13 protein-coding genes are annotated in these 14,420 nt (G+C 71.3%); 3 read left to right on the forward strand and 10 right to left on the reverse strand.

Annotated elements, in window-relative coordinates:
- Positions 1-4: 4 nt before the first annotated feature.
- Positions 5-1,498, reverse strand: a complete 1,494-nt coding sequence (locus ABZT02_RS00700; RefSeq protein ID WP_356012781.1) for a hypothetical protein — start codon at positions 1,496-1,498, stop codon at positions 5-7.
- A gap of 243 nt (positions 1,499-1,741) precedes the next feature.
- Here ABZT02_RS00700 and ABZT02_RS00705 point away from each other — a divergent pair, with 243 nt between their 5' ends.
- Together ABZT02_RS00705 and ABZT02_RS00710 are read left to right on the forward strand one after the other, a co-directional pair.
- Positions 1,742-2,881: an aminoglycoside phosphotransferase family protein gene (locus ABZT02_RS00705; protein ID WP_356012783.1), complete on the forward strand. Its 1,140-nt coding sequence runs from the start codon at positions 1,742-1,744 to the stop codon at positions 2,879-2,881.
- 273 nt (positions 2,882-3,154) lie between these two features.
- A complete protein-coding gene (locus tag ABZT02_RS00710; protein ID WP_356012785.1) occupies positions 3,155-5,110 on the forward strand; it encodes a peptidoglycan recognition family protein in 1,956 nt (651 codons plus the stop codon).
- A gap of 114 nt (positions 5,111-5,224) precedes the next feature.
- On the opposite strand, the gene ABZT02_RS00715 is transcribed toward ABZT02_RS00710, so the two are convergent.
- From ABZT02_RS00715 to ABZT02_RS00755, 9 genes are all read right to left on the reverse strand, one after another.
- Positions 5,225-5,722, reverse strand: a complete 498-nt coding sequence (locus tag ABZT02_RS00715) for a hypothetical protein (protein ID WP_356012786.1) — start codon at positions 5,720-5,722, stop codon at positions 5,225-5,227.
- 152 nt (positions 5,723-5,874) lie between these two features.
- Complete coding sequence (locus tag ABZT02_RS00720; protein ID WP_356012788.1) at positions 5,875-6,474, reverse strand: hypothetical protein; 600 nt, start codon at positions 6,472-6,474, stop codon at positions 5,875-5,877.
- Positions 6,471-7,079: an ABATE domain-containing protein gene (locus ABZT02_RS00725; RefSeq protein WP_356012790.1), complete on the reverse strand. Its 609-nt coding sequence runs from the start codon at positions 7,077-7,079 to the stop codon at positions 6,471-6,473. The genes ABZT02_RS00720 and ABZT02_RS00725 overlap by 4 nt, the downstream gene beginning before the upstream one ends.
- A gap of 83 nt (positions 7,080-7,162) precedes the next feature.
- On the reverse strand, positions 7,163-8,083 hold the full coding sequence (locus ABZT02_RS00730) for a universal stress protein (RefSeq protein WP_356012792.1): 921 nt from the start codon (positions 8,081-8,083) through the stop codon (positions 7,163-7,165).
- 107 nt (positions 8,084-8,190) lie between these two features.
- Complete coding sequence (locus ABZT02_RS00735) at positions 8,191-8,433, reverse strand: DUF397 domain-containing protein (protein ID WP_356012794.1); 243 nt, start codon at positions 8,431-8,433, stop codon at positions 8,191-8,193.
- A gap of 95 nt (positions 8,434-8,528) precedes the next feature.
- Positions 8,529-9,695, reverse strand: coding sequence for a thiolase domain-containing protein (locus ABZT02_RS00740; RefSeq protein WP_356012796.1), 1,167 nt, complete (start codon positions 9,693-9,695; stop codon positions 8,529-8,531).
- Positions 9,692-10,735, reverse strand: a complete 1,044-nt coding sequence (locus ABZT02_RS00745; RefSeq protein ID WP_356012798.1) for a thiolase domain-containing protein — start codon at positions 10,733-10,735, stop codon at positions 9,692-9,694. Before ABZT02_RS00745 ends, ABZT02_RS00740 begins: the two co-directional genes overlap by 4 nt.
- A complete protein-coding gene (locus ABZT02_RS00750; protein WP_356012799.1) occupies positions 10,732-11,673 on the reverse strand; it encodes an OB-fold domain-containing protein in 942 nt (313 codons plus the stop codon). Before ABZT02_RS00750 ends, ABZT02_RS00745 begins: the two co-directional genes overlap by 4 nt.
- Positions 11,674-11,786: 113 nt before the next feature.
- Entirely contained in the window at positions 11,787-12,587 is an 801-nt protein-coding gene (locus tag ABZT02_RS00755; protein ID WP_356012801.1) for a crotonase/enoyl-CoA hydratase family protein, read from the reverse strand.
- Positions 12,588-12,764: 177 nt separating this feature from the next.
- Between ABZT02_RS00755 and ABZT02_RS00760 the strand changes: the two genes are divergently transcribed.
- The gene (locus tag ABZT02_RS00760) at positions 12,765-14,381 is read left to right on the forward strand and encodes an acyl-CoA synthetase (protein WP_356013652.1); all 1,617 of its coding nucleotides are present in this window, start codon (positions 12,765-12,767) and stop codon (positions 14,379-14,381) included.
- Positions 14,382-14,420 lie beyond the last annotated feature (39 nt).

The following is a 14,420-nucleotide window of genomic DNA, read 5'->3' on the forward strand; positions in this document are numbered from 1 at the left end:
AAGCTCACGCCCGTGCGCTGTTGCCACCCCTTCCCTTCGGCTTCGGCAGCGCCATCCTGATCTCCTCGCGCAGTTCGTTGATCTTCGGGTAGCTGGAGTACTCGGCGGTGAGCCGGTACATCTGGCGCAGTCGGTCCCAGGTGCGGTGGGAGGAGTTGGAGCCCATCGAGACCAGCGCCAACCGCGCGTAGCGGTCCGCCTGTTCGGGATCGTCGGCGATGAAACAGGCCGAGGCCATCGACAGGAAGTCGAAGATCTTCGACCGCTGCCGTCCGTCGACGCGCAGGGCGAGGGCCTTCTCCGCGTAGTGCTGGGCGTGCGCGGCCGCACTCGGCTCGTGCTCCGCCAGCGTGCGGTAGGCCAGGGCCTGCATGCCGTACAGGTCCTCCTCCTTGAAGGTCTGCATCCAGCTCGGTGGCGGTACGTCGCTCTTGTCGGAGACAAAGAGGTCCTCCGCCTGTCCGAGGGTGCGGCGCATCGCCTGGCCCTTGCCCATGGAGGCCTGTGCCCAGGCCTCGATGGTGTAGAGCATCGCCCGGGTGCGGGGCAGCACCTGTTCGCCCGAGCCGGACTGTGCCAGTTTCATCAGGTCGAGCGCGTCGTCGGGTCGGCCCAGGTGCACCATCTGGCGGGCCGCGCGGGAGAGCGCCTCTCCGGCGCGGGGCCGGTCACCGCCCTCTCTCGCGGCATGGGCGGCGATCACGAAGTACTTCTGGGCGGTCGGTTCGAGGCCGACGTCGTGGGACATCCAGCCCGCGAGGACGGCCAGGTTGGCGGCGACGCCCCACAGGCGCCGCTGGAGGTGGTCGGGGTGACGGTAGGCGAGCATGCCGCCCACCTCGTTGAGCTGGCCCACGACCGCCTTGCGCTGCAGGCCGCCGCCGCGGGCCGCGTCCCAGGCCCGGAACACCTCGACCGAGCGCTCCAGTTCCTCGATCTCCTGCGACCCGATGGGGGCGGCCTCGTAACGGTCGAACCCAGCGGGGTCGGCATGCAGGGGGTCGTCGAACTGGGGGGCATCGGCGGTGAGGGCCGGATCGGTGTGCAGCCAGTCGTGCATGGCACTGGTGAGTGCGGATCCCGCGGCGAGCGCGGCACCCGCGCCCACCAAGCCGCGTCGGTTGAGCATGAGGTCCATTCCCGTGAATTCGGTGAGGACCGCGGCGGTTCGGTCGGGCGCCCACGGCATGCCGTCGGGATGTTCCGCGCTCCCGTCGCGCTGCCGTTTCCCCGTACGCCCGTGCCTGACCAGACCGAGGTCCTCAATGGTCACGACACGGCCGAGACGCTCGGTGAACAGGGCCGCCAGCACCCGCGGCACCGGATCGCGCGGGATCTCTCCCATGTCGATCCACCGCCGCACCCGGGAGGTGTCGGTCGAGAGCTGGGGATGGCCCATGGCCGCCGCCTGCCGGTTGACCAGCCTCGCGAGTTCACCCTTGGACCAGCCGGCCAGGCCGAACAGGTCCGAAAGTCGGGTGTTGGGTTGTCCGCTCACGTCAAGCCCCCAGGTTCTCGGCTGAGTTGACAGTAGCCCCGGGTCAGTTGCTCCGGGACTATTCGCCAGGGTTCGCCAGGGTTCGCCAGATGGTGTGCCACGCGGCATATGCGGTGAGGTAGGAACGCGCCACCCCGACCCGGACCGCACAGGGACATTCCCCAGGGTGCACCCGGTGGTCCGGGCCGGGCAGCGCACTGCTTTCCCAGGCACAGCAGGCACACGAAGGGATCTGTCTCGCCCATGTACGCAGCATCGTCCTCCGTGTCCGCCCCGCCCCGGTCGCCGCATCTCCGCCCGGCGGGCGGTGGCCCCTACCTCGACCCCGCGCGGCCGACGGCCCCCGTACCGGGTACGGGCAGGGCACGACGCGTTCCGGGGCTCGGCACCCAACCGCTCAGCGGGAGACTCGACTTGTCCGGCCCCCAGGGCGCCCAGCTGCGCACGGCGATCGCGTCGGTGCACCGGATCTGCCCGGAGTTCGCCCCGGTGCAGGTGCTGCGCCGCAGCGGACGCTCCGTGCTCCTGGTCGGTACGACGGGACGCAGCACGGCCGTCGCCAAGTGTTTACTCGACCACTCCCCCGTATGGGCCGAGCGGATCCGGCACGAAATAGCCGCCTACCGCTCGTTCGTCCGGCACCGGCCTCCGGTGCGCGTCCCCCGGCTGATCGCGGCCGACCCGGACAACTGCACCCTGGTCATCGAGCGGATGCCCGGCCGGGTGGCGGCGTTGCACCGGCATCCCGCGGAGGCCCCGCCCCGCGCGGACATCAGGGCGGCGCTCGGCGCGGTCTGCCGGCTCAACGCCTGGCGTCCGCCCGCGGGCACCTTCGACGCCCCGCTCGACTACGCGGCCCGCATCTCCCGCTACCACGAGCTGGGGCTGCTGACCGACCGGGACATGGGCGACCTCCAGAAACTGCTGCACGGCATCGCGCACTCGGCGGGCCGGCAGGGCATGGGCCAGTTCTGCCACGGCGACGCTCTGCTCTCGAACATCCTGCTCTCACCGGCCGGTCCAGTGCTGGTGGACTGGGAGCACGCGGGCTGGTACCTGCCGGGGTACGACCTGGCGACGCTGTGGTCGGTCCTCGGCGACGCCCCGGTGGCGCGCCGTCAGATCAGCCAGATCGCCCAGTCGGCGGGCCCGGCCTCGCGGGACGCGTTCCTGGTGAACCTGATGCTGGTCCTGACCCGTGAGATCCGTACCTATGAGACGGCCGTGCAGCGTTCGATGCACGACTCGACCCCGGCGGCACCGGGCGCTGCCCACCCGGGTGCTGCGCCGTCCGGCGAGGAACAGCGGCTGCTGCTGAGGCGGCTGCACGACGACTGCCAGCTGGCCCGTCGGGCCGTGCGCGCGGCGGTCGGCACTCGCTGACGGGGACGGTGGTCCGCGGTGCGCCCTGTGGAGCGGCGCGTCGCGGACCTTCGTATGTCCCGGGTCGCGCTTTCGCGGGGACCGGTCACTGGTGTACGCCACTGACGCCCTGCAGGCCCGCGGGGCTCCCGCCGCGAAACTCCCGTGAACCCGGATTGACATGGGAAATCCCCTGCCTCTGGGCATGATTGACGGATCGTCGACAAGCCGGTAGCACTGACGCACGCCCGGCCCCGCTCGACTCGTCGCGCTCGATCGTCCCTGGAGGCTGCATTGCGAGGATCCGCCACCGACCCCACCAGAGCCACCCGGCGGGTGATCGGCACGCTGGCCGGCACCGCCCTGCTGCTGCCCCTGCTCGGCGCGGCCCCGTCATCGGCCGAGGACTCCTCGGCCGGCCTCCAGCGGGCCTTCGCCGCGGCGGCCGCCGAGTACCGGGTGCCGCAGAGCGTCCTGCTGGGTGTCTCGTATCTCCAGTCCCGCTGGGACACGCACGCCGGCGCCCCGAGCGTGACCGGCGGCTACGGCCCGATGCACCTGACCGACGCCCACACCGCGCTCGCCTCGGCGCCGCACCACAGCGAGGGCACGGAGGACGCGCGCGGCGACAGCGCCCGCGCCGCCCTGCTGCCCGACGCGAAGGTCCCGGACCCCGCCGACCTCCCCGCCCGTCTCGAGACCCTGCCGAAAGCCGCGGAGCTGACCGGCCTGAGCGCGCGGGACCTGCGTACCGATCCCGCGGCGAACGTCGCCGGCGGTGCCGCGTTGCTGGCCGCCGCCCAGAAGGAGCTGGGCGAGCCGCTGAGCCAGGACCCAGCGGACTGGTACGGAGCGGTGGCCCGCTTCTCCGGCGCGGACGACAGCGCGACCGCGGCGGCGTACGCGAACGACGTCTTCGACGTGCTGCGCACCGGCGAGGAGCGCACCACGGACGCCGGCCAGCGGATCGCCCTGGCCGCCCGGCCCCAGCTCGCCCCGGACACCGCGCAGCTCGCCCGGGCGGGCCTCAGAAAGCCGAAGGCGGGCGACACCGAGTGCCCGAAGACGGTGTCGTGCGAGTGGATCCCGGCGCCGTACCAGGAGTTCGGGGACAACGACTACGGCAACCACGACCTGGGCGACCGGCCGGCCTCACAGAGCATCAAGTACATCGTCATCCATGACACGGAGGGCACCTGGGAAGGTGTCCTCAACCTGGTGCAGGACCCGACCTATGTGTCGTGGAACTACACCCTGCGCTCGACCGACGGTCACATCGCCCAGCATGTGAAGGCGAAGGACGTGGCCTGGCACGCGGGCAACTGGTACGTCAACGCCAAGTCGGTCGGTCTGGAGCACGAGGGCTTCCTGGCGAATCCGGACGCCTGGTACACGGAGGCGATGTACCGGTCCTCGGCGCGGCTGGTGAGGTACCTCTCCGCGAAGTACGGCATCCCGCTGGACCGGCAGCACATCCTCGGTCACGACAACGTGCCGGGCCCGACGACATCGACCGTCGCCGGCATGCACACGGACCCCGGCCCGTACTGGGACTGGCGGCACTACTTCGAGCTGCTGGGCCACCCGTTCAGGGCGACCGCACCCAAGCGGGGCGGCCTGGTGACGATCCGTCCGGACTACGCCACCAACCAGCCGCAGTACACGGGCTGCGTCACCAAGGGCGAGCCCTGCGCGTCCCACGGTTCGAGCGAGGTGCGGCTCTACTCGGCGCCCGACGAGAGCTCCGCACTCATCACGGACATCGGTCTGGGCGGCAGGCCTCCGACGATCGACGTCAACGACCTGTCGTCGCGGGTCTCCACCGGTCAGCAGTACGCGGTCGCCGACCGGGACGGGGACTGGACGGCGATCTGGTACCTGGGCCAGAAGGCCTGGTTCAAGAACCCCGCGAGCAGCCCGACCGCGGTGAGCGCCGCCGGACTGGTGGTGACCCCGAAGGAGGGCCTCGACAGCGTCCCGGTGTACGGCCGCGCCTACCCCGAGGCCTCCGCCTATCCGACGGGGGTCCCCGCCCAGGCGGTGTCGCCGCTGCCGTACAAGGTGCTCAAGGGCCAGACCTACGTGATCGGTGACAAGGTGCCCGGCGAGTACTACTACGCGGTCACCTTCACGACGGACTCGCACAAGGTCGTGGTGGGGCAGGACCTGTACTACGAGATCCAGTACGGGCACCGGGTGGCGTTCGTGCGGGCGGCGGACGTCGATGTGAAGACCTCCCTCCGGCGCTAGCGAAGGCAGGTGCGCCGGTAGGGGACGTCCGGAAGGCGGCGGCTCCACTCCTCGGGAGTGGGGCCGGCGCCGGTCGCCCCCTCGGTGTCGCCACCGCAGGCAGGGACCAGACGATCAGCCCTGCTGGAAGAGCTCCGCCGGAAGAGGCTTGAGGAGGGCGTACAAGTCGTCCGTGATCGGGCGGTCCCAGGCGGCGATGGTCACCAGGACGTTGTCGCTGCGGTCGAACTGCACGCAGGAGATCCGGCTCTCGGAGAGCTTGAGGCGGCGCACGATCAGGAGGTTGTCGCCCTGCATCACCGGCACCTCCTCGGTGTCGGTGACGGTCACCTCCTCGTCGTTCTCCAGCGCGATCAGCAGCTGGGCCACTTCGAAGGGAACCTCGCCCTCGGAGACCTCGCGGGCCGGGGAGCCCTCGGGGAGGTTGCCGATGATCATCGCGGGGCCGCGGCCGCCGAAGAGGTCGTAGCGCAGGAAAACGCCCTGGCAGGTGCCGTCGGGAGCGGGCAGGAGCCCCGCGCCGAGGTTGCCGGGCCAGTCGCCCGGGTCCATGGCCAGTACGTCGAAGTCTGGACCGGCGGGGGTTGCGCTGCGGCGGCGGAGGAACGACATGCGCCCATGGTAGTGGGCGCTCACGTGGTCGTGCGGGCGCAGGTGCGTGGGGGTGGCCGCGCGGGTACCGGCACCCCTGCGGGGGGTCGCTCACCGTTCGTGGGCCGGCACTGTCCGTTCCCGGCCTGCGGCGACGGCCGTGGAAGCGCCGGCTAGAAGAGGTGTTCGTACAGCACGGCGAGGAGGTAGATCAGCCCGCCCAGGGCGGCGACCCCGGCCAGCAGGGCGCCGGAGCGCGATCCGGCTGTCGCGGCGCTGTCCCGGCCGCACAGGGTGAGCACCATGACGATCCCGACGTCGAGGAGGACGAGCCCCATCACCGTCAGGGCCGCCCAGCCGGCGACCGCCCTGAAACCGAGCGTTTCCAGCCCGGTCAGCGGCTGATCGCGCACCGGGATCGTGGCTCCGATGCGGGCGTCGACCTCGATGACCGCGTCGGGGTCGACCAACCGGCCTCCGACCGACAGGAGTTGGCCGTGGCATTCGGTGGTCGGCTTGTTGTTGTAGGTGCGCACCACGGCGCACGAGTCGACGTGCAGTCGTTCCGAAGTCCCGGACAGTCCTACGGCCCCGGCGAGCATCAGGCCCGAGTAGCCGGTCAGCATCACGCCGAGCACGAGGGTCGTGAGGGAGGCCAGGGCCGAACGGAACCGCTCGTCCCGCTGTTTCTTCTGCTTCCTGCGCCGCGTCTCGCGGAACGCCCTCAGCCGTTCGGCCCTCTTGAACCGCCGCCTGGCCGCCTTCGACGTCACGGTCCCTCCCCTTGCTTCCTGTGCCGCTCATGATGCCGTGCCACCCGGGCGCGGTTTCCGCAGGAGGGCTTGCACCACTCCTGCCGCGGATGATCCTTCAGGAAGTAGCGCACGCAGCGCGGGGCATGGCAGGCGCGCAGCCGCGGCCGGTCGGCTCCGGAGACGAACGCGATCGCGGCCTGCGCTAGCACGGCCGTGAGGTCGGCCTTTCGCGGCGACGGCCGCCGGTGTACGACGGGTTCGGCGTCGTCGGTCCAGTGCAGCACGGGGACGGTCGGGGTGCGGGCGGCTGCCGTGTTGAGGCGGGCGACGGCCTCGGGCACCGGCAGGAGGCGTGCCGCGTCGGCGGGGCTGGGCTCGCCGGGGCGGACGGCGCGGGCGAAGAGGGCGCGGACGGCGGCCCGCAGGTCACGCACCGCGGTGAGGGTCCTCTCGTCGACGACGAGGTCCGATGCGTCCGGCAGGGTCTCGGCGTGCTCCCGGACCCAGGCGGTGAGACCGGCGAGGTCGCTCAGTTCGTCGGTGACTCCGCCCTGTCCGTCGTGCCGGATGGTGAGGGCCAGGTCCAGGGCGAGACGGGTGTCGGTGTTGATCGTGTCCTGCATGCGGCTAATGCTAGATGCCGCCGTATGCATTAACAGGCTGCCATCGCGGCCGTTCTGATCCGCCGACCCGGGCCCCGCGGCTTTCAGTCCTCCGGGAGGTCCCGCGGCTCCACCGCCCCGGGCGGGACCACCGCCACCGGGCTCGCCGCGTGCAGCAGGACGGCCTGGGTGACCGACCCCATCATGCGGGCCGGTGCCAGCAGACGGCGCCGATGCCGGCCGACGACCACCAGGTCGGCGCCCTTGGAGGCCGCGACCAGCTGCCCGGCCGCGTCCCCCGGGAGCACGTACGGCTCGGCCAGGACCCCGGGGTGACGGGCCATGTGCGGGGCGAGGAAGCCCTCGGCGAGGGCGCGGGTCTCGTTCTCCACGGCCTCCTGGTCGATCTTCGGCGGGATCATCTCGCCCGGGGCCGCCCAGCTCTGCAGGGGCCACTGGTAGGCGGCGACCACCTGGAGGCGGGCGCCGCGCAGGGCGGCCTCGCCGAACGCGAAGTCGAGGGTGGCGTCGTCGGGGCTGTCGACGTGCAGCCCGACGACCACACGCGGGCCCGGCCCGGCAGGTGCCTCACCGTCGACCTCGCGCCCGGGGCGGGGCACCACGACCACGGGGCACTCGGCGTCCCGGGCGGCGGCCATGCCGTTGGAGCCGAGCAGCAGACGGGCGAAGCCGCCGCGGCCCCGGGAGCCGAGCACGAGAAGCTGCGCGGTGGAGCCCAGTTCGGGCAGCACGGCACCGGGCGCGCCCTCGGCACCGAGGTACTCCGTCCGCGGCCGGTCGGGCCGGTCCTCCAGATACGTCCGTACCCGGTCGAGGACCGGATCCTCGTCCGCGTCGGGCGCACCGGCGACGAGGACGTCGGGCTGGGCCCAGACGGCGTACTGCCGTACATGCACCACCCGCAGCGGCGCTTCGCGGCGACGGGCCGCGTCGAGCGCCCAGTCCAGGGCCCGCAGGCTGTCGTCCGAACCGTCCACCGCGGCGATCACCGGCAGGGTGCTCATGTGTTCCTCACTTCCGGAAAGCGACTTTCCCAGGTCGCGTGTCCGGAAAAACGGAAGGAACACCGCCGGCTCGGGCCGTCGGTTCTCGTCCCGCCCTGTTCTCACCCTCAGGTGAGGTCGAACTCTCCTTCCCGCGCCCCTGACACGAACGCGCCCCACTCCGCGGGGGTGAAGATCAAGGAAGGGCTTTCCGCGCGGCCGCTGTTGCGCATCGCGATGAACCCCTCGACGAAGGCGATCTGCACATCCCCCAGACCGCGGCTGCTCGAGTGCCAATCGGCGTTGCTCAGGTCCAGCTCCGGCTTCTCCCAGCCCATGAGCGGCTGCTGCTGGATGGTGGTCTCGGCCACGTCCGTGCTCCTCCCGATTGCGTCGTCCGCGGCCAGCCTAGCGATCGACCCGGACCGCCGACAGGCCACGTGAGGGGGACCTTTCGGGAGTCGATTCACGCATCAGGAGGCTCAGACCCCACGAGCCACATGGAGAAGAACTGGGATCCGCCGCCGTAGGCGTGCCCGAGTACCTTGCGGGCGCCCTCCACCTGGTGTGCCCCGGCCTGTCCGCGCGCCTGGAGGGCGGCCTCGGCGAAGCGGATCATGCCGGAGGCGCCGATCGGATTGGTGGACAGCACCCCGCCCGACATGTTGACGGGCAGGTCCCCGTCCAGTTCGGTGACCCCGGCCTCGGTGAGCTTCCAGCCCTCGCCCTCGTCGGCGAAGCCGAGGTTCTCCAGCCACATGGGCTCGTACCAGGAGAAGGGCACGTACATCTCGACGGCGTCGATGTCCCGGCGCGGGTCGGCGATGCCGGCCTGCCGGTACACGTCGGCCGCGCAGTCCTTGCCGGCCTGGGGCGACACGGCGTCCTTGCCGGCGAAGAGCGTGGGCTCGCTGCGCATGGCGCCGCCCAGCATCCAGGCCGGGGGGCGGGGCGCTCGTGCGGCGCCCGCCCGGTCGGTGAGCACCATCGCGCAGGCGCCGTCCGAGGAGGGGCAGGTCTCCGAGTAGCGGATCGGGTCCCAGAGCATGGGCGCGGCCTGGACCTTCTCCAGGGTGATGTCGTGCTCGTGCAGATGCGCGTACGGGTTCTTGAGGGCGTTGCGGCGGTCCTTGTACGCCACCAGGGAGCCGACCGTGTCGGGTGCGCCGGTGCGCCGCATGTACGCGCGCACATGCGGCGCGAAGAAGCCGCCCGCCCCGGCCAGCAGAGGCTGCTGGAAGGGGATCGGCAGGGACAGGCCCCACATGGCGTTGGACTCGGACTGCTTCTCGAAGGCGAGGGTCAGGACGGTGGAATGCACCCTGGCCGCAACCAGGTTCGCGGCGACCAGGGCCGTGGAGCCGCCGACGCTGCCCGCCGTGTGCACCCGCAGCATCGGCTTGCCCACCGCGCCGAGCGCGTCGGCGAGATACAGCTCCGGCATCATGACGCCCTCGAAGAAGTCGGGCGCCTTGCCGATCACCACGGCGTCGATGTCGGCCCAGACCAACTCGGCGTCGTCGAGGGCCCTTTGGGCCGCCTCCCGGACCAGCCCGGCGATGGAGACGTCCCTCCGGGCCGCGACATGCTTGGTCTGGCCGATGCCTACGACGGCCACGGGCTCCTTGCTCATCGGGGATCCCCTTCGAGTACGGCGACCAGGTTCTGCTGGAGACAGGGCCCGGAGGTGGCGTGGGCGAGGGCCCGGTCGGACTCGCCGCGGTGGATACGGGCGGCGGCCTCGCCGATGCGGGCGAGGCCTGCGGCCATCATCGGATTGGCGGCGAGGGCGCCGCCGGACGGGTTGACCCGCGTGGCGTCGTCGAGCCGCAGGGCCTTGCGCAGGACCACCTCCTGCGAGGTGAACGGCGCGTGCAACTCGGCGGTGTCGACGGGCCGTTCGAAGGCACCGGCCCGCTCGGCGGCCAGGCGGGTGGAGGGCGATTCGGTCAGGTCGCGCACTCCGAGCGAGTGCGCCTCGATGCGGTGGTCGATCCCGCGGATCCAGGCGGGGCGCTCACACAGTCGTCCGGCCCGCTCCCCCGCCGCGAGGACCACGGCGGCGGCTCCGTCACCGATGGGCGGGCAGTCCCCGGTGCGGAGCGGCCGGACGAGGTAGTCCCCTTGCGGCACCGGACCCTTCAGCTGCGCGCGGGGGTTGTCGGTGGCGCGGCTGCGGGCGCCGATCGCCGCCAGCTCGCGCTCGTCCGTGTCGCCCGCGTCGATGAGCGCCTGGGCCTGGAGGGCGGCGAGGGCGACGGAGTCGGGCCACAGCGGGGCGACGTAGTACGGGTCCAGCTGCCGGGTGAGCACGTCCCGGAGGGAGCCGGGCGAGGACTTGCCGTAGGAGTACACCAGCGCGGTGTCGGCGTCCCCGGACAGCAGCTTGGTCCACGCCTCGTACAGCGCCCAGGCCCCGTCCGTCTCGACGTGCGACTCGGAGATGGGCGGCCAGGCGCCGACGCCGTCGAGAGCGAGAGTGAAGGAGAAGGCCCGCCCCGCGAGGTAGTCACAGGAGCCGGAGCAGGTGAAGCCGATGTCGGCGGTCTTCAGACCGGTCTGCGCGAGGACGTCGTGCAGGACCGGCATGAGCATCTCCACCTCGGACTGTTCCTCGGTGGAGCGCAGGGTGTCGGACTGGGCGAAGGCGACGACCGCGATGTCACGGGTCACAGCAGCTCCTTGTAGGTGTCGTACTCCGCGTCGGGTTCGCCGGTCGGCCGGTAGTGGTCCGGGTAACGGCCGCCCTCGGTCCACACCGGCTCGACCCTGAGGCCCATGCGCACCTGGTCGTAGGGGATGCCGCCGATCCGGCCGTGCAGCGCGAGGTCGGCGCCGTCGAGGGCGATGTGGGCGTAGACGTACGGCACTTCGATGTCGAGGTTCTTCGCCTTGATGTTGACGATGCAGAAGGTGGTCACCGTGCCCGCCGGTCCCACTTCCACCTGTTCCGATGTGGCCACGCCACAGGTGGGGCAGGCCCCCCGCGGCGGGACGTACACCTTGCGGCAGGACGGGCAGCGCTCGCCGACGGCCCGGCGTTCGGCGAGGGCATTGATGTAGGCGGTCTGGGCGCGGCCCGGTGAGTAGGTGTAGTCGAGACGGGCCGGGGCGACGATGCCGTGGACGGGGTCCTCGAACTCCCCGGCGTGGACGGTGCCTTCGGAGTCGTCTCGGTCGTACGGCTCGAAGCAGGCGATGTCGGTGATGGCGCCGGTGCGTTCCTCGGCCCATCGGACGCGGACACGCATGCCGGTGCGGACGGCGTCGGGGTCCGAGGCGTCGAGGGCGTGCAGCAGGGCGGTGTCGGCGCCGTCGAGCTTCACCAGGACCCAGGCGAAGGGCGTGTCCAGCGGCTGGCCGCGGCGGGGCTCATGGTTCCAGGCCCAGGTCGTGACGGTACCGGTGAGGCCGACGTGGACGAGGTCGCTGATCTCCTCGGCGGTGACGGGGTCGTACTCGACGGGCGGGACCAGGGTGCGGCCGTCCCGGGTCTTCACCCCGAGGATCACGCGTTCACGGAGCCCGGTCAGGAAGGCGCTCTGGACGGGGCTGAGGGAACGGGTGAAGGGAAATTCGACGACGAGCGGCGCCTTGAGTACTTCGGCCATCGGCGCGTGCCTCCTTCAGAGGTCGGTGCGGGGGCGCCCCTTCAGGGGCGCGGGGAACTGCGCGACCAGCCACTACGGACCCGCAGCCATGAACCGGCGAAGCCGGCGCAGCGCTACGCCCGCCGGTAAACGGGCGGCCGCTTCTCCGCGAAGGCGCGAGCCCCTTCCTTGGCGTCGGCGGTGTCGAAGATCGGCCACCCCCGCTTCAGTTCGGCGGCGAGTCCGTCGGTCTCGGCCATCTCGGCCGTCTCGTAGACCGAGGCCTTGACCGCCTCGACGGCCAACGGGCCGCAGGCGTTGATCAGTTCGGCGATCTCCAGGGCCTTGGCGAGGGCCGAGCGGTCGGGGACGACGTGCCCGATCAGGCCGATGTCGGCGGCCTCGCGCGCGGTGTACGGGCGTCCGGTGAGCAGCATCTCCAGCGCGTGGGTGCGCGGGATCTGGCGTTGCAGCCGGACCGTGGAGCCACCGATGGGGAACAGGCCGCGCCTGACCTCGAAGAGGCCGAAGGTCGCGGACTCGCCGGCGACCCGGATGTCGGTGCCCTGGAGCATCTCCGTGCCACCCGCCACGCAGTACCCCTCGACCGCCGCGATCACCGGTTTGCGGGGGCGGTGGTGGCGCAGCATCGCCTTCCAGTGCAGGTCCGGGTCGGCGGTCAGCCGGTCCCGGTACTGCTCGCCGCCGGTGTCCCTGCCGGCGAGGGCCTTGAGGTCCATGCCGGCGCAGAACGAGTCGCCCGCGCCGGTGAGGACGACCGAGCGGATCGAGTCGTCCGCGTCCGCCTCGACCCAGCCGTCGTACAGGCCGACCAGCATCGGCAACGAGAGCGCGTTCTTAGCCTCCGGCCTGTTGAGCGTGAGCACCAGTGTGGCGCCCTCGCGCTGGATGTTGAGGTGTTCCGTGCCACCCATGGACCGTCTCCCCTCTGCCAGAACGAGAACAGGTTGCAGGAGGCGCCGATGCACTTCAAGAGTTTTCTGACAGACAGTCAGATTTATTCGCGCGAGCCCTTCACAGTCACGCCGCCCTTTGCTCTGATGACCGGCGAACCGTCCAACAGCCAGGCCGCCCTGGGTCAGGAGGAGCCGGTGGAGTACAACCTTGCCGACCTGTTCGAGTCGGTCGTCGACGTGGTGCCGGAACGTGAGGCGCTCGCGTACATCGACGTTCCCGGCACGGGCGCGGAGCGCCGGCTGACGTACGCGGAGCTGGACGCCGCGGCCAACCGCATCGGTCACCATCTGCTGGAAAGCGGAGTGCGAGCCGGTGACCACGTCGGACTGCACCTCTACAACGGGGTGGAGTACGTACAGACGCTGCTGGGCTGCATGAAGGCGCGGATCGTCCCGGTCAACGTCAACTATCGTTACGTGGAAGAGGAGTTGGTCTATCTCTACCGGGACGCGGACCTGGTGGGGCTGGTCTTCGAGTCCGAGTTCACGGACCGGGTGGCGGCCGCGCTGCCGCACGCGGAGCGGCTGCGGCATCTGATACGGGTCGGGGAGGCGGAGCCGAGCGGACCGCCGGCGGTGGACTTCACGGACGCCGAGGCTTCCGGGTCGTCCGAGCGTGGATTCCCGGCGCGTTCGGCCGACGACCAGTTCATCATCTACACCGGCGGCACCACCGGGATGCCCAAGGGCGTGATGTGGCGCCAGGAGGACTTGTTCTTCTCCGGCCTTGGCGGGGGCGCACCGACCGGGGAGCCCGTGAAGCGGCCGGAGGAACTCGCCGAGCGGGTCGCGGCGGGCGGAGCGGGGATCACCTTCTTCCCCACGCCCCCGCTGATGCACGGCACCTCCACACTGACCGCCCTCATCGGCTTCAACTTCGGCCAACGGGTCGTGCTGCACCGCAAGTTCGTGCCCGAGGACGTGCTGAGGACGGTCGAGCGGGAGAAGGTCAGCGCCATGTCGCTGGTGGGTGACGCGATGCTGCGGCCGCTCATCGACGCGCTGGAGGGCCCGATGAAGGGCACCGACATGTCGTCGGTGTTCAGCGTGTCCTCATCGGGCGCGATCATGTCGGACACGGTGAGCCGGCAGTTCCGCGCGCTCGTCCCGAACGCGATGCTGCTCAACAACTTCGGCTCCTCCGAATCCGGCTTCAACGGGACGGCGACCGAGGACTCCGGGCCCGAGCGCGGCTTCCGCGTCCGGGTCAACTCCCGTACCCAGGTGGTCGATCCCGCGACCCATGAACCCGTCGCCGTGGGCGAGGTGGGCCGGGTCGCGCAGTGCGGCCATGTACCGCTCGGTTACTACAACGACCCGGGGAAAACCGCCGAGACCTTCTTCGAGAAGGACGGCGAGCGGTGGGTGCTGCTCGGCGACATGGCCACCGTCGACGAGGAGGGGGTCGTCACCGTCCTCGGGCGGGGCTCGCAGTGCATCAACACGGGCGGCGAGAAGGTGTATCCGGAGGAGGTCGAGCAGGCGCTCAAGGCGCATCCGGATGTGTACGACGCACTCGTGGCCGGGGTGCCGGACGTGAAGTGGGGCCACCATGTGGCGGCCGTCGTGCAGCTGCGCGCGGGGGCGGCGCGGATGTCCCTGGACGACCTCCAGACGCACTGCCGGGCGCGGCTCGCGGGGTACAAGGTGCCGCGCCAGCTGGTGATCGCGGAGACCATCCGCCGCTCGCCGAGCGGCAAGGCGGACTACCGGTGGGCGCAGAAGGTGGCGGCGGTGGCCGCCGGCGGATGACGGTCCGATCCCGGGCCCGGTGCGATTGAACCGAGCGTG

The organism is Streptomyces sp. NPDC005402, from assembly GCF_040606575.1.
GTDB lineage: Bacteria > Actinomycetota > Actinomycetes > Streptomycetales > Streptomycetaceae > Streptomyces.

What these genes read in the sequence shown, in the direction of transcription:
- ABZT02_RS00705 (WP_356012783.1), top strand. Translation starts at nt 1,742, where the DNA reads ATGTACGCAGCATCGTCCTCCGTGTCCGCCCCGCCCCGGTCGCCGCAT.
- ABZT02_RS00715 (WP_356012786.1), bottom strand. Translation starts at nt 5,722, where the DNA reads ATGTCGTTCCTCCGCCGCCGCAGCGCAACCCCCGCCGGTCCAGACTTC.
- ABZT02_RS00725 (WP_356012790.1), bottom strand. Translation starts at nt 7,079, where the DNA reads ATGCAGGACACGATCAACACCGACACCCGTCTCGCCCTGGACCTGGCC.
- ABZT02_RS00730 (WP_356012792.1), bottom strand. Translation starts at nt 8,083, where the DNA reads ATGAGCACCCTGCCGGTGATCGCCGCGGTGGACGGTTCGGACGACAGC.
- ABZT02_RS00740 (WP_356012796.1), bottom strand. Translation starts at nt 9,695, where the DNA reads ATGAGCAAGGAGCCCGTGGCCGTCGTAGGCATCGGCCAGACCAAGCAT.
- ABZT02_RS00750 (WP_356012799.1), bottom strand. Translation starts at nt 11,673, where the DNA reads ATGGCCGAAGTACTCAAGGCGCCGCTCGTCGTCGAATTTCCCTTCACC.
- ABZT02_RS00755 (WP_356012801.1), bottom strand. Translation starts at nt 12,587, where the DNA reads ATGGGTGGCACGGAACACCTCAACATCCAGCGCGAGGGCGCCACACTG.